This is a genomic window from Pseudomonas sp. S2_A05, from assembly GCF_054668485.1.
This window is the reverse complement of record NZ_CP162775.1, coordinates 1,232,663-1,250,636: the sequence shown is the minus strand read 5'-3', so window position 1 is coordinate 1,250,636 and position 17,974 is coordinate 1,232,663. Positions and strand designations below refer to the sequence as shown.

Annotated in this window: 18 protein-coding genes and 1 pseudogene; 4 read left to right on the top strand and 15 right to left on the bottom strand. The window is 58.3% G+C overall.

The annotated features are described in order from the left end of the window. The first annotated feature begins 34 nt into the window (after positions 1–34). Positions 35–937, top strand: a complete 903-nt coding sequence (locus AB4O12_RS05725) for a LysR family transcriptional regulator (protein WP_460060720.1) — start codon at positions 35–37, stop codon at positions 935–937. A 462-nt stretch (positions 938–1,399) separates the two neighbouring features. On the opposite strand, the gene AB4O12_RS05720 is transcribed toward AB4O12_RS05725, so the two are convergent. From AB4O12_RS05720 to AB4O12_RS05710, 3 genes are read right to left on the bottom strand one after another with little or no spacing between them, the layout of a single operon-like run. Beyond that, positions 1,400–2,212 (bottom strand): DUF3618 domain-containing protein, encoded by an 813-nt coding sequence (locus AB4O12_RS05720; protein WP_460060718.1) that lies wholly within the window; start codon positions 2,210–2,212, stop codon positions 1,400–1,402. After that, positions 2,209–2,637 (bottom strand): phage holin family protein, encoded by a 429-nt coding sequence (locus AB4O12_RS05715; protein ID WP_052392217.1) that lies wholly within the window; start codon positions 2,635–2,637, stop codon positions 2,209–2,211. Before AB4O12_RS05715 ends, AB4O12_RS05720 begins: the two co-directional genes overlap by 4 nt. Continuing rightward, positions 2,637–3,287: a hypothetical protein gene (locus tag AB4O12_RS05710; protein WP_423518795.1), complete on the bottom strand. Its 651-nt coding sequence runs from the start codon at positions 3,285–3,287 to the stop codon at positions 2,637–2,639. The genes AB4O12_RS05715 and AB4O12_RS05710 overlap by 1 nt, the downstream gene beginning before the upstream one ends. A 298-nt stretch (positions 3,288–3,585) precedes the next feature. Between AB4O12_RS05710 and AB4O12_RS05705 the strand changes: the two genes are divergently transcribed. Further along, positions 3,586–5,442: an ABC transporter ATP-binding protein gene (locus AB4O12_RS05705; RefSeq protein ID WP_056784851.1), complete on the top strand. Its 1,857-nt coding sequence runs from the start codon at positions 3,586–3,588 to the stop codon at positions 5,440–5,442. Between the two features lie 39 nt (positions 5,443–5,481). On the opposite strand, the gene AB4O12_RS05700 is transcribed toward AB4O12_RS05705, so the two are convergent. The 7 genes from AB4O12_RS05700 to AB4O12_RS05670 form a co-directional block, all read right to left on the bottom strand. Then, complete coding sequence (locus AB4O12_RS05700) at positions 5,482–6,627, bottom strand: ATP-binding protein (protein WP_460060715.1); 1,146 nt, start codon at positions 6,625–6,627, stop codon at positions 5,482–5,484. Positions 6,628–6,806: 179 nt separating this feature from the next. Further along, positions 6,807–7,148: an antibiotic biosynthesis monooxygenase family protein gene (locus AB4O12_RS05695; protein WP_460060713.1), complete on the bottom strand. Its 342-nt coding sequence runs from the start codon at positions 7,146–7,148 to the stop codon at positions 6,807–6,809. A gap of 28 nt (positions 7,149–7,176) precedes the next feature. After that, on the bottom strand, positions 7,177–8,151 hold the full coding sequence (locus tag AB4O12_RS05690) for a zinc-dependent alcohol dehydrogenase family protein (protein ID WP_460060710.1): 975 nt from the start codon (positions 8,149–8,151) through the stop codon (positions 7,177–7,179). A gap of 63 nt (positions 8,152–8,214) precedes the next feature. After that, complete coding sequence (locus AB4O12_RS05685) at positions 8,215–8,517, bottom strand: ArsR/SmtB family transcription factor (RefSeq protein WP_024012559.1); 303 nt, start codon at positions 8,515–8,517, stop codon at positions 8,215–8,217. 107 nt (positions 8,518–8,624) lie between these two features. Then, on the bottom strand, positions 8,625–9,023 hold the full coding sequence (locus AB4O12_RS05680) for a nuclear transport factor 2 family protein (protein ID WP_305382713.1): 399 nt from the start codon (positions 9,021–9,023) through the stop codon (positions 8,625–8,627). A gap of 49 nt (positions 9,024–9,072) precedes the next feature. Continuing rightward, complete coding sequence (locus AB4O12_RS05675; RefSeq protein WP_460062394.1) at positions 9,073–9,669, bottom strand: NADPH-dependent F420 reductase; 597 nt, start codon at positions 9,667–9,669, stop codon at positions 9,073–9,075. Between the two features lie 7 nt (positions 9,670–9,676). Continuing rightward, positions 9,677–10,429, bottom strand: coding sequence for a 3-oxoacyl-ACP reductase family protein (locus AB4O12_RS05670; protein WP_305382712.1), 753 nt, complete (start codon positions 10,427–10,429; stop codon positions 9,677–9,679). 112 nt (positions 10,430–10,541) lie between these two features. Here AB4O12_RS05670 and AB4O12_RS05665 point away from each other — a divergent pair, with 112 nt between their 5' ends. Together AB4O12_RS05665 and AB4O12_RS05660 are read left to right on the top strand one after the other, a co-directional pair. Continuing rightward, positions 10,542–11,468, top strand: a complete 927-nt coding sequence (locus tag AB4O12_RS05665) for a LysR family transcriptional regulator (RefSeq protein ID WP_460060706.1) — start codon at positions 10,542–10,544, stop codon at positions 11,466–11,468. A gap of 243 nt (positions 11,469–11,711) precedes the next feature. Beyond that, positions 11,712–12,597 (top strand): annotated as a pseudogene (locus AB4O12_RS05660) (EamA family transporter). Positions 12,598–13,030: 433 nt separating this feature from the next. On the opposite strand, the gene AB4O12_RS05655 reads toward AB4O12_RS05660, so the two are convergent. The 5 genes from AB4O12_RS05655 to AB4O12_RS05635 form a co-directional block, all read right to left on the bottom strand. Continuing rightward, positions 13,031–13,687 carry a DUF2931 family protein gene (locus tag AB4O12_RS05655; protein WP_460060704.1) on the bottom strand — a complete coding sequence of 219 codons (657 nt, stop codon included), beginning with the start codon at positions 13,685–13,687 and terminating at the stop codon, positions 13,031–13,033. Further along, positions 13,687–15,228, bottom strand: coding sequence for a T6SS phospholipase effector Tle1-like catalytic domain-containing protein (locus tag AB4O12_RS05650; RefSeq protein WP_460060702.1), 1,542 nt, complete (start codon positions 15,226–15,228; stop codon positions 13,687–13,689). The genes AB4O12_RS05655 and AB4O12_RS05650 overlap by 1 nt, the downstream gene beginning before the upstream one ends. Positions 15,229–15,366: 138 nt before the next feature. Next, a complete protein-coding gene (locus tag AB4O12_RS05645) occupies positions 15,367–15,726 on the bottom strand; it encodes a DUF6124 family protein (protein ID WP_024012551.1) in 360 nt (119 codons plus the stop codon). A 617-nt stretch (positions 15,727–16,343) separates the two neighbouring features. Next, positions 16,344–16,904, bottom strand: a complete 561-nt coding sequence (locus tag AB4O12_RS05640; protein WP_252869238.1) for a nucleotidyltransferase family protein — start codon at positions 16,902–16,904, stop codon at positions 16,344–16,346. A gap of 124 nt (positions 16,905–17,028) precedes the next feature. Beyond that, entirely contained in the window at positions 17,029–17,895 is an 867-nt protein-coding gene (locus AB4O12_RS05635) for a LysR family transcriptional regulator (RefSeq protein ID WP_252887710.1), read from the bottom strand. Positions 17,896–17,974 lie beyond the last annotated feature (79 nt).

Genomic DNA, 17,974 nt, shown 5'->3' with positions numbered 1-17,974 from the left:
GTAATCTTCATGTGCTTTTGAGAAAAATTCAGCAATGAGCAACACCAAAGTCAATGACCTGCAGGCCTTTCTGGCGGTGGCCCAGGATCAAAGCTTCACCAAAGCCGCTGCTCGCCTCGGCGTCACGCCTTCTGCGTTGAGTCATACGGTCCGCGCGCTGGAGCAGCGTCTGGGTATCCGCTTGCTGGCTCGCACGACGCGCAACGTCTCGCCGACCGAGGCTGGCGAGCGCTTGATGCATTCGATTGCGCCGCTGTTCGAGCAGATCAGCGCCGAGCTCGAAGCCCTTGGCGAATTGCGCGACAAGCCCAGCGGCACCATTCGGATTTCCTGCACGGACGATCAGATTGAGTTGTGCATTCGGCCGATGCTTACAAAGTTTTTGCAGGACTATCCGGACATCACCTTGGAGTTTTACGTCGATTATGGTTTCACCAATGTTGTCAAGGAGCGCTTCGACGCTGGTATTCGTCTCGGTGAATCAATCAGCAAAGACATGATCGCCGTACGCATCGGCCCGGACTGGCGCCTGGCCGTGGTCGCCTCGCCCGATTACTTCGCCCGCCACCCGGCCCCCGCCACGCCGCATCAGTTGACGGAACACACCTGCATCAACATCCGCCACCAACCGGCCGGCGCGATATACGCCTGGGAGTTTGCGCACAAGGGTCAGGATTTCAGCGTGAAGGTCGACGGGCAGTTGGTGTTCAACAGCATCATGCACGTGCTCAATGCCGCCGTGGATGGCATCGGCGTGGCGTACGTGCCCGAGCAATTGGTCGCGCCGTATCTGGCGGACGGGCGACTGGTGGAAGTCCTGGAAGAGTGGTGCCCGACGTTTCAGGGCTATCACCTGTACTACCCGAACCGGCGCCAAGGCTCGGCAGCGTTTGCAGCGTTTGTCGAAGCACTGAAGCTGAACACCGCGCCCCTGTAAGAGTGAGCCTGCTCGCGAAGGCGCCAGATCAGATACATCCACGTTGAATGACACACCGCTTCGCGAGCAGGCTCGCTCCCACAATGGTCCGGGGCAAGGCCAAAATCTTCAGCGCAACCAAAATCCCTGTGGGAGCGAGCCTGCTCGCGAAGGCGCCAGATCAGATACATCCACGTTGAATGACACACCGCTTCGCGAGCAGGCTCGCTCCCACAATGGTCCGGGGCAAGGCCAAAATCTTCAGCGCAACCAAAATCCCTGTGGGAGCGAGCCTGCTCGCGAAGGCGCCAGATCAGATACATCCACATTGAATGACACACCGCTTTCGCGAGCAGGCTCGCTCCCACAATGATCCGGGTCAAGGCTACGTTTTCACAGGCTGGCTCACCACAGCGGCGCACCGAATCACCGCCGTACAACGACGAAGGGAGGCCCATTGCAGGCCTCCCTCGTTTCTCCCCGTCAGGATGTACCCAGACCCTGCGACAGATCCGAAGAAGACGGCCGCGCCGGATCCGGTTTGGTCTCGACTTCGGTTTGTTCAGTGGTTCGGGTCACCGTGTCACGCACGGCTTCATAACCTTCCTGAGCTTTTTGCTTGGCTTTGTCGACCATGCCAGCGCTGGTGCGGCCCATGTAGCGCTGTTCAGTGGACGTGGTCGGCAACGCCGCGCCGAGCAAGGCACCCAAAGCGACCCCAGCGGCAGCCACCATCAGCGGTTGCTCCTTGAGCAGGTGACTGAACTGCTGGCCAAGCACCTGCGAATTGCGCGACAACCGGTCACCGGCGTCATGCATCGCATGGCTCAGGTTTTCCTTCGCCGCACCGACGTTTTCACCAAGGTGGCTGGCCTTGCCTTTCAGCGACTGGTAGCCGTCCTTCAGCGAATCCGAGGTCGAGTGCAAATGCGCGCGGGCACTGTCGATGCCGTCGGCCAGACCGTCGGCCCACTCGCCGGCCTTGTCCTGATCCGGCCCGCTGCGATAGGTCGGCTGCGGCACCGGTGGGCGATTCTGGCTGATCATCAGCCAGAGCAGGCCCACGGAAGTCAGCACCGCTGGCACCGGATTATTGCGCACGCTGGTGCCGAGATTGGTGAAGAACGTCGAGCCGTTGCTCTGCATCATCCCCCAGGCCTGATCGATCATCTGCCCGGGGGTGAACTTGCTCTCCAGTTGATCGACGATGTTGCCGATGCTGGCGCGCTGCGCATCGATTTCGCGCTCGATCTGCTCCGGGCTTTTTTCCGCTTCGATATCCAGTTCGCTTTTCATGAGACTTTCCTCCGCAGCGCTTCCTGATCCTTGTTCAAGGCGTCGAGGGTGCGATCAGGTTTGAAGTGAGATGGCTCGAATTGCTTTTTCCCGGATTGCAGCATGGCGAAGCCGATGATCATCACCACCACGCCGACGATCAGCGCGGCCAGCCATGGCGCCATGAACATGCTCAGGCCGTACACCGCCGACATCAGCAGAATGATGAAGCCGGCGAGAAACACGATCGCGCCGCCGGCCACCGCAGCGATGCCCGCTTTCAGCGTGCTGAGGCTGTTGTGCAGTTCGGCTTTTGCCAGTGCCAGTTCCTTGGTGAACAAGGCCGGGACTTCGCGCGACAGTTGTCGCAACAGGCCGACCACGGAGGCGTCATCCGTTTGGCCGAGGGGCCTTGCCCCGCTCAGATCAGATTCATCTCTGTTCATCACAGTTCTCCTTTGGCGTCGGGTGCGTGCGGTACGGAAGCCGCGGCAAAATCAGAGGGGTGATCGCTGTCACTGGGCGAGGTCGGCGTGATGCCGGTGGCCAGTCCCGGATTGGCGTGGGTCGACGACGGCATCGACGATTCATAGGGTCGCTGCGCGCCGTAATCGGCTGGCGGTGGCGTCGAGGTGGAGCCCGCCGCTGGATCGTGTTCGGCACTGACCGTCGCTGCTGCAGAGGTGCCGGCTTTGAGAAACCGCGACAGGCCGAAACCGATGGCAATGCTGCCGGCGATGAACAATCCCGGATTGCTGCGCGCCAGATCCGCTGCATCGTGCAGTAACTGTTCGGCACTCTTGCCGCGCAAATTGCCCGCCAGCCCGGTCATGGAATCCGCCATGTCGGTCAGGTAGTCGGACATACCCAGCGTGTCCTTGTCCTGGAGTTCCGAGACAAAGCTTTTCGCCCCTTGCGCCAAGGCTTCGATCTGCTCGGCCGCCGTGTCGCGATACTGGCCGAATTGCGCATCGGCCTGCTGCCGCGCACCGCCCAGTGCTTCGCTGACGTTGTCCTTCAAATGATCAAAACTTTGCTCAGGCTTGCCGTTGGGATCACCTGATTCATACCCTGACCTGCTGTCTGAAGTATTCATGTCGCCCCTCGCCTTCTCACTGAAAACGTAAAAACGGAGCTACACGGCAACATTGCCTCGAGCCCCCACATAGGAGATGACGGAGCAGCTTGCGCGAGAGTTCAAACAGGTTGATGAGCGTGCGACATCAGGTCTGGATCAGCGACGAAAGGTTGCGCTTGGCAGGATTGTGTTGAGCTTCTGCGCCGGTCTGCGGTCAAGACAAGGCACGGGGGTTCATCCAGATGATGGCAGTGAAACCCTCAACGCCGCCGATAGATGGCAGAATCCCCACACCCTGATCACTTCGGAGACCGCAATGCTTCGCCTGTTTGAAGAAAGGCTCGACCCCTTCCCGCCCGACGAGGCGCCGCCACCGCCAGTCGGCCTGATGCGATTTCTGTGGGCCTGCACCCGGGGCGCGCGCGGTTACATCCTGGCCTTCGCCCTGCTCAGCGCCAGCGTGTCGATCTACGAGGCATGGCTGTTTTCGTTCCTCGGGCAAGTGGTGGATCTGCTCTCGACCTGGCAATCTGGCGGCGCTGCTGGTGACGAGGAAAGCCGCGTGTTGTGGGGCATCGGCATTGTGCTGGTAGTCAGCATCGGGCTGGTGGCGCTACGCACGATGGTCCAGCACCAGATCCTCGCGATCAATCTGCCGCTGCGCCTGCGCTGGGACTTTCACCGGTTGATGCTGCGGCAAAGTCTGTCGTTCTTCTCCGACGAGTTCTCCGGCCGGGTCACGACCAAGGTCATGCAGACTGCGTTGTCGGTGCGCGAGGTGTTGTTCACCCTGATCGAAATTCTCCCCGGCATTGGCGTGTACTTCATCGCGATCATTGCGCTGGCTGGTGGCTTTGCGTTGAAGTTGATGCTGCCGTTCCTGGCGTGGATCGTTTTGTTCGGGCTGGCGATGGTGTATTTCGTGCCGCGTCTGGGCAAGGTCGGCCAGGAACAGGCCGATGCGCGCTCGTCGATGACCGGGCGGATTGCCGATGCCTACACCAACATCACCACGGTCAAACTGTTCTCGCACTCCAAGCGTGAAGCGCATTTTGCCCGTGCGGCGATGGAAGATTTCAAGCTCACCGGGTTCCGCCAGATGCGTCTCGTCAGCCAGTTCGAGATCGTCAATCAGGCGCTGGTGGTCGCGCTGATTCTCGGTGCCGGCGGTTATGCGTTGTGGCTGTGGCATCAGGGCGAAGTCGGCACCGGCGCTGTCGCGGCGATCACCGCCATGGCGTTGCGCATCAACGGCATGTCGCACTGGATCATGTGGCAAATGACTTCGCTGTTCGAAAACATCGGTACCGTGCAGGACGGCATGGCCACCCTGACCAGCGGCCCGAAAGTCCAGGACGCGCCGGATGCCAAAGTGCTGGAGCCGGCCGGCGGCGAAGTGGTTTTCGACAATGTCAGCTTCAACTACAACGGCGAACGCCAGGTGCTCGACGGCTTGACTCTGCACATTCGCCCCGGCGAAAAAATCGGCCTGGTCGGCCGCTCCGGTGCAGGTAAATCGACGCTGATCAACCTGCTGCTGCGCTTCTACGACGTTGATCGCGGCGAGATCCGCATCGATGGGCAGAACATCGCCGAGGTCACCCAGGACAGCTTGCGCAGCGTGATCGGCATGGTCACCCAGGACACGTCGCTGTTGCACCGTTCGATCCGCGACAACATTGCCTACGGACGCCCGGACGCCACCGACGAAGACATCCACCGCGCTGCGGTGAACGCCCAGGCCGATGGTTTCATCAGCCAGTTGAGCGACAAGCAGGGCCACAGCGGTTACGACACGCTGGTCGGCGAACGCGGCATCAAGCTCTCCGGCGGGCAGCGACAACGCATTGCCATCGCCCGGGTAATGCTGAAGAACGCGCCGATCCTGTTGCTCGACGAAGCCACCAGCGCCCTGGACTCGGAAGTCGAAGTGGCGATCCAGGAAAGCCTCGATGAAATGATGCAGGGCAAAACCGTGATCGCCATCGCCCACCGCTTGTCGACCATTGCGGCCATGGACCGGCTGATCGTCATGGACGAAGGCCGCATCATCGAGCAAGGCACCCACGCGCAATTGCTCGAGAAGAACGGCACCTATGCGCGGCTGTGGCAACACCAGAGCGGCGGCTTCCTCGGTGAGGATCGCGGTTTGGTTGAGGTGATGGAGGAGTGATCAGGCTGGAGGGCCGGGGCCGGCTCTCCATCGATTGGCCTAGATGGAGACGGGGCTTTCGGCATCAACCGGAAGCTTTACGCGAAACACGGTTCCGCCGTCCAGGTCAGAGCTGACCTCGATGGAGCCGGCATGTGAGGCGACGATTTCCGAAGCGATAAACAGGCCCAGACCGAGCCCGGCAACCGGTCCGTGATCAACCACGGAGCGCTGCGAGAACCGCCCCATCGGGTTGAAGATGAACGGCAATACATCCTCCGGGATCGGTTCACCGCCGTTATGTACGGTGAACACCGCGCAATCCTCGCGGACCTGCAACTCGACCGAGACCGGAAACTTATTGTCGCCGTGGGTCACCGCATTGCTGATGATGTTGGAAAAGACCTGTTCCATCCTGGCGCCATCGAAGGCTCCCCTCACCGCTTCCTTCGCATCGAACCGCACGTTGGCCTGCGGATGAAAGGCGCGGATTTCCTCGATCACCCGCTCGCACACAGGGCTGAGATCGATCAGGGATTTTTTCACCGGAATTCCCGGCCCCATCTGGCAGCGCGTCAGATCCAGCAGGTCGCCAACGATCTCGCTGGCGCGCTGCACGCTGGCGTAGATCTGCCGGGCCACCTTGCTGGTGCGCGGGTCGGCAGTCTCTGTACGCCGCAACATATCCGCACCAAGCAGAATCGCCCCCAGTGGCGTGCGCAAGTCATGGCCGAGAATCCCCAGAAACACATTGCGCGACGCCTCGACGGCGCGCGAGTAGCTGGCAATCGACTCGGCCAGCGCCTGGTCGATGGCTTCGTGAAAACGCGTCATGTCGTCGACATTCACCGATTTGCCATCCTTGACCTGACGCAGCCACTGGCTCAGCACACTGGTGCGCAGCGCGCGGTATTCGGAAACCATCTGATCGATGGTGAAACCGGCCATCAGCCGCGTCACCGCGTGGGTTTCCGCAGCCGTTTCTTCATCGTCGCGCGGCGCATGACCCTGGGCCTTGGCAATTTGCTCGCTGATGGTCTGCTTGCTCCGCAGATCGATAACGATGGCGTGCAACATCTGCTCGGCGTGATCGCGCAGCGCAGCGTTATCGAGTTCCGCACCTGGTGTCTCGATGGTGCGGGCGAAATCTTCCCAGGCCTGCAGTATCGGCTCTAGGTTTTCGAGAATGAAATCTGGCAGGCGCATGGCTGTAGTCCATAGAGGAAATCCATCTGCGCCGACAGGCGCGCCGGCGCAGACAGTAAAAGAACAAACTCAGGAGTACAGAAGGTACGGCTGACCTCGTGCAGCCTAACATCATTGCATTGGTTCAACGCGGGAGGAAAATCGGCAACAGCCACTTGTGACGAAAGCCATCAGAACACTCAGCTACCTGTACTTGAGCCACTGTCCGGAACGCTCAAGTCGCCACCCGGAAAAGCACCACCCTCAATGTGATACACGCTCGGCTCTGCGGAAAAATAATCCTCCAGCCCCAGCATGAAGCGCTGATGGTCGTCACTCTCTTCAAACCCCGGCGAGTGATCCTCAAGCGATTGCCAGCGCACCATCAGATTGAACTGCTCGGGAGTTTCAATACCTTGCGCCAGCAAGTGGCCGCCGTATCCCTTGGCGCGGGTCAGCAACGGTTCGACTTCGGCAAATGCGCGCCGGAAGGCTTCAGTCTGATGCGGGTGAACGGGCAGCACAGCGATCTCGTAAACCATGATGTTTCTCCAAAATCAGTGAGCGGATTCAGACGATGAGCGAAGGCTCGACGGCGATGGCGATTTTTCCCAGCAGACCGTTGTTGGCGCTCTCCAGTCGAGCGTGGGCGAGCGGGATGTCGGCGAGGGAATAGACCGCGCCAACGTGGGGCCGCAACTGGCCGCGCTCGACCAACGCGCTCAATTCATCGAGCTTGCCGCGATTCTGCCGGGTGAAGACGAAGTGGTAGCTGGCGTTCTTGCCCCAGGCCTGAACGAGGTTTTGTGGCTGCGCGATGTCGACGATCGAGACTACGCGGCCAAGCTGAGCGAGCACGTCGGCGCTGCGAGACAGGGTATCGCCGCCGATGGTGTCGAACACCACATCAACGCCATGCCCGGCGGTTTCGCGCATGATCGCTTCGACGTAGTCCTCTTGGGTGTAATCGATCACCACGTCAGCGCCCAGGCTGCGGACGAAATCGGCGTTGGCCTCGCGCACGGTCGTAAAGACCCCGGCGCCCATGGCTTTGGCCACCTGAATCGCCACATGGCCGACGCCGCCCGCGCCGCCGTGGATCAGAATGCTTTCGCCTACGCGCAGCACAGCGCGCACGGTGAGCGCTTCCCAAACCGTACCGCCGACCAGACTCAGACTGGCCGCCTCAAGGTGGCTCAGCGAGGCAGGCTTTCTGGCGATGATGCTTTCGGCTGCGACGTGGTACTCGGCATAACTGCCCTGCCCGTCGAATATCTGCGGGGTGTACCAGACCTCGTCGCCCGGCGCGAAAGCGCTGACGCCCGGCCCGATGGCTTCAACCACGCCCGACACGTCGTGACCGGTAATGGCTGGCAGCGGCACCAGGTCGGGATAGTCACCGCGCCGAACCTGATAATCCAGCGGATTGATGGAAGTAGCGTGCACTCGGACCAGCACTTGGCCCGCTTGCGGAACCGGTTTGGGCACTTCGCTGAGTTCGAACGAATCAGGACCGCCGAAGGATTTCAGAATCATCGCTTTCATGGCAAAACCTCGTATCGATAAAGAGGGATATCGAGAATTCTCGATATCCTGTAGTAAAAAAATTTACAGCTCTTTCCCTATGATCTCTGCAAGCGCGCTGATTGCTGCCTCATTGCGTTTGTAGTAGGTCCATTGACCGATGCGCCGCACTTCCACCAGCCCCACCCGCTGCAACGTGGCCAGATAACTCGACACCGTCGACTGCGACAGGCCGATACCTTCCTGGATACTGCTGACGCAGACACCCTCAACAAGAACGTCACCCTCATCCTGCGGGGGGAAGTTCTTCACGGGATCCTTCAGGCCTTCAAGGATCTTGAGGCGCGTCGGGTTCGAGAGGGCTTTGAAGATTTCGATCAGTTCCATTCGCCGAGGATATCGAGATTCTTCGATATGTCAATGCGGGATATCGATCTGATTGACAGTCGGCGACAGGCGGCAATGGAACCCGATCTGCCGCCCTGCCGGACAGCTCAGCCTTGGGGCGCATCCAGCAACACCCACAACCGCACGATTTTCCCTTCGCTGATTTCTGCCACATCGACGCCGCTGACGATGACCGGCCCATCGCCCGGGCCGGCGTGCCAGCGCAGATAACCCAAGCCGTGATGCCCAACTGCAGTTCCCTCCGCAACAAAAGCGAAGTCCGGCCCGAACTGATCCAGCAACGCACCGGCCACTGCCGAAATCGCCGCTTGCCCGGTGACGATGCCAGCCGGTTCATACATCGTCGGTGCTTCTGCAAAAAGCTCCTGCACCGCCGCCAAGCGCCTTTGTGCATCGCGTTGGTTGAACACCCGCTGCAGATTGGCCCGTAGCAAGGCGTCGTAGTTTTCAACTTCATCAGTATTTCGCGAATCTGAGCCAGCCATTTTTGATTCCTCGATTTGTGTGTGAAGCCCGGTTGCCCGGGCTCAGCGATTAACCATGTTTGACCAGGTTCAAGGCTGGCAGCGGTCCGCCCGGAAACTGCGCAAGCATTCCCTGCTGCACACCGCCGAGATCGATGCCGTAAAAACCCAATTGATCAATCAGCTCTGCAACTTGGGTTTTGCTCGCGGCATCTTCACCGGAATAAAACAGCACACGCTTGCCGCCCTCGGCGGTGGGATCGCTCAGCAGAGCCGCGAGCAGGTGGTTGAAGGCCTTGACCACGTGCGCACCGGGCAGCATCTGCGCCACCACTTGCGAAGACGGCTGGCCGCCCAGATCGAACGGTTTGAACAGTGGCGCCTCGATCGGGTTGTTGGCATCGATCACGATGCGCCCATCCCAAGGCCCGAGATCGCGCACCGCGTCGGGGATTTTCGACCAGTTCACCGCCAGAAAAACGATGTCCGCCTGACTGGCTTGCTGAGCCGTCACCGCTTGTGCGAGTGGACCCAATTTGCTGACCAGATCGGCAAGGCTCTGCGGCCCGCGGCTGTTGGCCAGGCTGACCGGCAGGCCTGCGTTGACGAGCAACCGAGCGATGGCGGTGCCGATGGAGCCAGTACCAATGATGCTGATAGTCATGATGCTCTCCTTACGCTGTGAAGCCGCCGTCGACGATTAATTCTGCACCGGTGACAAACCCTGCCTCTGCACTGGCCAGGTACGCCACCGCGCTGGCAACATCCTTGCCCTCGCCGTACCGCCCCATGGCGATGTTCGGGCGTAGGAAGTCCGCAATAGGCCCGTCGGCCGGGTTCATGTCGCTGTCGGTCGGGCCGGGATGGACGGTGTTCACAGTGATGCCGCGCGGCCCCAGATCGCGCACCAGTCCACGACTGAAACCGGTCAGCGCACCTTTGCTCAGGGTGTAGACGGAGGCGGTAGCGAACGCAGCGTATTGCACCATCGAGCTGCCGATGTGAATGATGCGGCCGCCCTGCCCCATGTGTTTGAGCGCTTGCTGAGTGGCGACGAAGAGGCCGGTCACGTTCACCGCAAGGATGCGTTGAAAGTCCTCAAAGACGATGTCCTCGGGGGCACCGAGCAGGCTGATACCAGCGTTGTTGACCAGAATGTCGATCTTGCCAAAACGCTGTGCAACCTCGGCAATCGCAGCACGTACAGCCTCGGGGTTGCCCGCATCGGCCGCCAGCGCCACAGCCTGGCCGCCCGCCGCAACGATTTCCTGCACGACCGCTGCGGCGCGATCTGGCGATGCGTTGTAGGTGATAGCGACGGTTGCGCCATCTGCCGCGAGCCGTTTGGCGATGGCTGCGCCGATGCTGCGTGAGCCACCGGTAACGATGGCGATTTTGCCGGTCAGTGGAAGCGTGGATGTGTTCATGGTCGAGCCTCTGGGTGGTTGAAGTTGATGAGGCTATGAGACGCTTTTTGATCTTCCACCAGTAGTGGAAGACAACTAGAATCACTTTCAATCATTAGTTGAAGGTGCGCGGATGGAAACGTTGGGTAATTTGCTCTCATTCGTGCGCAGCGCCGAGGCAGGAAGCTTCTCTGCGGCGGGGCGCCGCCTAAGCCTGACACCCGCGGCGGTCAGCCGCAATGTCGCGCAATTGGAGGCTAACCTCGGCGTACGCTTGTTTCAGCGCAGCACGCGCAAACTCACGCTGACCGAAGCGGGAGAACGCTTTCTGGCCAACGTCGGTTCGGGACTGGAAAGTGTTCAAGCGGCGATTGCCGATGTGGCCGGCAATGCCGGAGAGCCTTCAGGGCTTTTGCGTCTGAGCGCAGCACCCGGTTTCGCCAGGGATTTTCTGCTGCCGCTGATGCCCGAGTTTCTCAAGCAATACCCCGCCGTGACCCCTGAATGGCACGTCGACAATCGCCAGGTCGATCTCATCGCGGATGGATTTGATGCGGCCATCGGTGGCGGCATTGAACTCGCGCAAGGTGTGGTCGCCAGAGCCATCGCCCCGGCGCATCTGATTCTGGTGGCCTCGCGGGAGTATCTGTCGGGGCGCCCGCGCGTCCAGCGCATTGAAGAGCTGTCGACGCTGAATCACCTGGCCATGCGCTCGGTACAGACCGGCAAGGTGCGCAGCTGGATGCTGCAAGGCCCCGACGGGCAACGAGCGCCCCTGGAGTTGACGCCGCGCCTGTTGGTCAACGATCCGCAAGCGCTGTGTCAGTGCGCGCGACTGGGGTTGGGGGTTGCGCTGTTGGCAGTTCCGGATGTTTTGCCTTATCTGCAGGACGGTACGCTGGAAAGGGTTTTGCCCGATTGGTATGTCGATGCAGGGCAGATCTATTTGTACTTTTCCAGCCAGAAACTATTGCCAGCAAAAACCCGGGCTTTTGTGGATTTTCTGGTCGGTCAGGCTCGAGAGGATGGGTGGGCAATTCGACTCGATGCTCGGGTTTAACGAGCAAGTTATACGACCTCTAAGATCTAAGCAGCACCACAACCAAGCGATTTTACAAGCCTTTCAAGCTTGCCGGCCCCGCTCGATTACGGTACAAATCTGGCAGTTGTACGACAACATAATAAAAACCTGAGCCACCCCGAGTGGCTATCATTTTTGAGATCTGCCATGTCCCGTCCTGAGTTTGCGCCAACCGTACCGCCGCCCTTCCCCCGTTATCTCGCCGTGATCATTCTGTTGTGCATGGGTTGTGCGTTCGCCGGCAACCACGTCGCGGCACGGGTCGCTTTTGATGATGGCGCGGGCGTGTTGCTGGCGATTCTGATGCGCTCGGGCGGGACCTTGCTGGTGCTGGCCATTCTCGTCCTGTGGCAGCGGCAAAGTCTGCGTCTGCCGGCGGGCGCTTGGCGTTGGCAATTACTGTTGGGGCTGTTGATCACCGCGCAGAGCCTATGTCTGTACTCCGCTGTCGCGCGGGTCCCGGTCGCTTTGGCCCTGCTGGTGGCCAACGTGTTTCCGATCCTGCTCGCCTTGCTGACCTGGGCGCTGGGCGGCCCACGACCAAGCGCGCGCACCGCGATGTTGATGGGCTTGATTCTCATGGGATTGGTGTTCGTACTGGACGTCCCCGGACGTCTGTCAGACAGCGCCAGCGTCGGCCCGGAATGGCTACTGGGCGTCGCACTCGCCTTCTGCGCCGCCAGCGTATTCGCCTGCGCGCTGTGGATCACCGACCACAAACTGTCGCAAGTGCGCGGCTCGGTGCGCAGCCTGCTGACCATCTTCATCGTCTTCAGCAGCGTCAACCTGGCCGGCCTGACCGGCGCCCTCCCCGGCGGACTCAACCTCCCCCGCCACCTCAACCGGCTGGCTGGCCCTTGCCACGCTCGTCGTGCTCTATGGGACCGGCTTCATTGTGTTGTTCATTTCCGTACCCCGACTGGACATGCCACGCAACGCCCCGGTGATGAATATCGAACCACTGGCGACGTTGTTGATGGGCTGGATTGTGCTGGATCAAATGCTCAGCAGAGGGCAGATCGTGGGTGGAGTAATTGTAGTGAGCGGGATTGTTTTGCTGACGTATCGCAAAGCGGCGGTGAAGGTTGGGGTGAAGGCTGAGCTTTGAGGGGGTGTGGTGGCGGGACTCTTGGTTGGCGAGTCCTGCTTATCGCCCCCGGCTCGATACCGGATCAGCAGAATTGCAGGCTCTCGAGGTCTACCTGGACATAGCTTCCTATTTCACCCTTGTAGAGATAAATCGCAGTTACCTCCAGCTCCGTTCGTAAGAATTCCGCCAGCGTTCTGAGTCTGGTGCTTGTGGTCATGGCAGGGCGTACGACCGTCGCGCTACCGGGTTGGTCATCGTAAGTTCTGACGAGAAACTGATCGACACCATCCAGAATCAGGTAATTGAACCCTCGATACTCATAGCCTGCGTCGTAGTCGACATCATCGAAACGGTCGACCTTTTCTATTCTCAAGACGCCGCCCCTAATTCGACTCAAAAGAAGTGAAACGGTCTAGCACTTGAAAAGTGGACGGCGCTCCATCCACGTCATTTACCAACTACCGTACGGGATGCCGAACTTATCAATGTAACGCTTGGCCTTTTCACTCACGGGATAGGCATAGCGCCCGCCATGCTTGCCCTGCTCCGGGCCGAGAGGTTCGAGTTCGCCTTGAGCATGGGAGACTTTTATCGGGCGGTGGCAGTAGTCCCTGACCCACGCTTGAAGCACTCCCCCCGGGGCGAGCCCCACAAGCAGCGTTGCGGAGTAACGTGCGGTTCTTTCCGGAGTCTTCGGGCACCGCTGATGTGTGGACTGCACCATCAGTTGCCTCGCTTCTTCTGGAATCTCTATGAAGCCTTTATAGGTTTTCTGCTCCGATATCGACTGCCAACGGACAAAAATCATTCGAGGAAGGTCAGCACCGGTAACCAAAACTCCAGAACCACCGACTGTTCCCCAACCACGGGCAGACTCCGTCCCATCTTCTGGTTCGCCTCCGGGAGCGGATTTTCCACCGACTCTGAAAAACATTCTGTTATTGATATCCAGCACCGAGCTGTCCTCAACCCAGATCTTCATGTAATTCGGCTCAACGAATCCTATTTGCCACCAAGGAGACTTGGGGTCATTTTCTCCACTTTCGAAACCTCCTTTCTGGCAGCCCATTAACAATAAGGCGACAAGCAGAGCGATTACAGACTTCATTACCAGAGCTTCCAATCAGCTACGTGAGGATGTTGTACACGGATCGCGTCTTCCGTCGGGGCGTTGATGTAAACAGCATCAATACCGCTCCCGTCTCTTCTTCCAAGGGGATGATTCCAGTTTGCAGAGGTATGAATGTACTTCAGCTTGAGCAAAGCCTCCTCTTCTGCAGTTGTTCTGTAGTTTCCGGTGAGAAATCGGTCACAAAGAGATTGCAGCTCTGCCGGCACGGAATATTCGTCATCTTCCGGTATATCAATGAATTGAACACCCTTTTCTTTTGCCAGCTGATACATGACTCTTAAATAAACTCTCGAAAGTTTTCCACTCACCGGACGTTTCAATTGTAGAGCGGCATATACGCGCTTCTGCCCCGGTGAAAGCCTGTCTTGATGCTCCTGCGGAATTTCGAAGGAAGCCGGGGTGACAATATCCAGCAGATGCGCAGGCCATCCTTTAGCAAGCCACTCGCTTTTTACGCGCGCGGCGTCGTGATAAATCGACGTCGTTGAAACGTCTACGTACCGAGGTACATCGAGAGTTTGCATCGGACTGACAAGCACGCGTTCCTCTACTTCATCAAGATAGCTGCCGCCAATATCCGAATGAACCCCGGGAAGAGTGTACTCAGGGTGCGCGGGCTTCACTCGGCTGAGCGCAAAATTAGCGCGACACTCATCACGCGCTACGAGATGTACGACATCCGTGAAGTATTGACGGTCCAGGTAAAGCCTCACACCGGGAGCTATAGGACTTTTCACCCGGCCAAGATTGGTGAAGCCGGCAATTGAGGGCACCGTGTCAAAGAGCCCGATGAAACCCATTTTGATGCCGTTCCCGTATTTATTATCAAAGGTGCGACTGAAATCTGCGGCGTTCCGGTTTAGGAGATCTCCTAAAGCTCCTTGCTTACCCCGCACCACTTCATTTGCGAAGTGCCGTGCAGCAGCAGCCCCACGACTGAAGCCAAATGTATCGAACGTCAGGGACGCAATTTCACTGTCGGGGTTCTCTTGCAGTGCCTCTTCGATAGCTTGTTTTATCTGCGTGAAGGACGCTTGTACGCGACTCGTAACACCAGTCTCACCTCGCCCCGTTCCAGCACCTACAGCGCTATCCATCTGATTGCTTTCAGTGCCTATACCTTCGACATATATTGGGCTTGAGACGAACTTAAGAAAGCCATCGCCTTCGGCTTTCTGGGTCTTTTTATACAGAGAAAACAATTTCTTGATATTCGTAGGCCCGGCACCATAACTACTATCCGGGTCACTCATATAAGGCATGCAGCTAGCTGGTATATCCTCCGGCGCAATCGGATGCTGAGCACCACACAACAACCCCGCAGCAGAATTGTTCGCATTGTTGCCAGTGCCATCAAAGAAAACCCCGATCCTCAACGCAATGCCTATCTTCTCAGGCTCGCGCGCGGGCTCTTTCCCGTGTTTCTCATACTCGGCCCAATGCTGGGCGTGCAGGTCGACGGGTTTGGCTTGTTCGTAGCGGTAGTTTTTCGGCGGGTTTGGAACGTAACCACTCAATCCTTGATTCCTTGTTCTGATCCTTGAAGAACGGCCCGAAGGGTGACAGTCGAGCCCGGGTGGTGCAAGCCGTGGCCGTGTGCCAGCCGTGGTGCGCCCGGGTGTTGCGACGAGGTTTTGCGCTCGTCGCATTGCGGGTTATTTGGCTATTTCGACTTTGTCCAAAGCCTGATTGACCGCGATTTCGCCGAGCATGACGACCTGGGCGATGCCTAGCAGGGTTTTGCGGCGCGGGTTGTCGAGCAGCGCGGCGAAGTCGTAGAGCATGGTGGTGGCCGAGCCGAGGGATTCGCTGGCGTTGGCCAGCAGGGATTCGGTGTCGTATTTCGGGTTGGCGAGGAACATCTGTTCCGGGGTGTTGGTGCTGGCCAGGATGTCTGCCGGGCCGAGGTAGTGATCGAGGGCGCGTTCGGCGGCTTCGTGTAGTTTTTTCGATGCACTTGATTCGTAGGGGGATGCGGGGTCGGTGGTTGGGGGATTGGGTGTGACTTTGAACATGGTGAAACTCCTAGTTAGCTAAAAGGAGCCTTCACATTCGCTACCAAACGAAGGTGGCGGCCATACGCGGGTTGGTAGACCGGTAACTAGGAACCGGCACACCCGAAGGTGTCCTGCGCATGGCCACCATTGAGCAGCGACCTGAAGCCGGTCTGCGAACGGTGCGCGATGCGACTAGTTATGGCGGGCTACCAAACCCGATCACTGTTTTTCAGCGACCGACAGACGATAGAACCCGCGACCTAGACGCACAAGCCGGCGGATTCTGGCGTAGTCGTAGGGAATGGCGCAAGGCGTTGTAGCCGTTTGCTTAATGCTTGATTTACTGTTTAAACGGGCTAAGGGTTTTCTGTTTATGTGGCGGTGAATGGGCTGGCGTCATCGCGAACAGGCTCACTCCTACAAGGGGATCAGGCGATGGGCAGTCACAGCATTCTGCTCCTGCACATTCAACTGTCGCTTCTTAAGCAGCGGGTCAATCTCCATTTTGCTCCTCGGTCGTGTGCCGCTAGTTGTCCCTGGTACTTCAAAGCCTCAATCAAAAACCCGAGCGCTCTACGAAAGGTCGGGATGCATAAAGATTTCCTTATCGGTTTAAACGATCAATCGGGGCGGCATCAACCCTGCGTTACGAGCGTCAATTTCGGCCAGATCTCGAGCCATCTCTTCGACTGCAGGCGCTCCAGAAACACCACGTATTTATCACTTTCAAATCGGGCGGTTGGCCGCACTTTCAGCGCAAACAAATCCTCCAGCCCCAATGGCGCCGAAACCTCTATCGCACCATGCCGATCAAGCCTGACACCTACTGCCGTAGCAGTTTCCGGCCAGAACGTCATTGCATCCGCAGCCGCCCCATAAGGCGCATCGGCGTTCCGCTGGTGCATGCGTGCCTGGTTTTTCACCGACCACTTCAAGTCACTGCACAGTGCTGCAAGCTCGACCTCCAAGGCCAAATCCGTTTGATCACCGGGACGTGTTCTGTCAAACCATATGACATCAATGTCCTCGGGCAACGGCGAAGGTTGGCGCTGATGCAGATGATCCCAAACCAGGCTGCGCACAAAACCTGCGGCAACCCAGCAGTCCGGCAAGTTGAGAACCCTGACGATGCGCAAGATGTGCATGCGGACGGGATCTTCAGCAATCAGATCCCGCAGTTGCGCTTCCAGATTCATTTATTTCAATCCAATGACCATGGTTGCGAGAGCCTATCAGTGATCTCTGTAAGCGCTCGGTCCCTTGTGCTGAATGACGAGTGCAGGCGAACTTTGCAGGATAGGGCCAACTGCCGACCACTTCTCAAACCTTGAACTCTTCCTTAAGCAAATCGGCAAACTTGTCTTTTGCGCGATTAGATTCAACGTGCCTGTTCCAGATAAAATAATTCTGCACAGGCTTTAAGTCATTGAAGAAGAATCCTTGAATACCGCCGAGCTGGCGGAACTGTTCAAACATGCCTCTGGGCACCAACGATATCCCGGCGCCTGAACTTACGCAGCCAAGGATGGTGCCATAACTGGCTATGCTTGTTATCGGATTGAAAACTTTGTACCGTTCCAGCCAGGTTACCAAAGCCTTTCTGTAGGGACATCCTTCAGGCCACATGAATAAATCCACACCGCGCAGGTCCTCTGGCTGGTTTATCACCCCCGCGGACGGCGAGGCAATCACCACTAGATCCTCTTCATAGATCTCCAGACTCTCGATGTCCGGATGTTCTGGCCTGACGGCAATTATTGCCCCGTCCAACGTGTAGTTGACCACTTCTGCGGATAATTGTGACCAATCGCCAGTGCTGAATTGCATTTGTACAGCCGGATAAAGTTGATGAAACCTGGATAGCACTTTGGGTAACCGGCCGGTAGCGGATGATTCTATGGCACCAATCCTGAGTTCTCCCGAAGGAGCTGACGACGGATCAAGCGCTCGTTGCGATTCTTCGCACAAAGACAGGATTTTGTTGGTATAGCCGAGAAAAAGCCGACCTGAAGGGCTGATGATCAATCCTCTGCCTTTCCTTATAAACAGGTCAACTCCAAGCTCACGTTCCAGAAGCTTGATGCGGTTGGTGATGTTGGACGGCACGCAGTGCAATCGCTCCGAGGCACGGACGATACTGCCCAGATCGGCTACTGCCTTGAACATGACCAGTTGCGAAAACTCCATGTAAACGCTCATTAAAAATGAATGATTTGGTCAGTATAAGTCACTTGTCGCAGGCCAACAAATCGGGCTAATTTCGCCG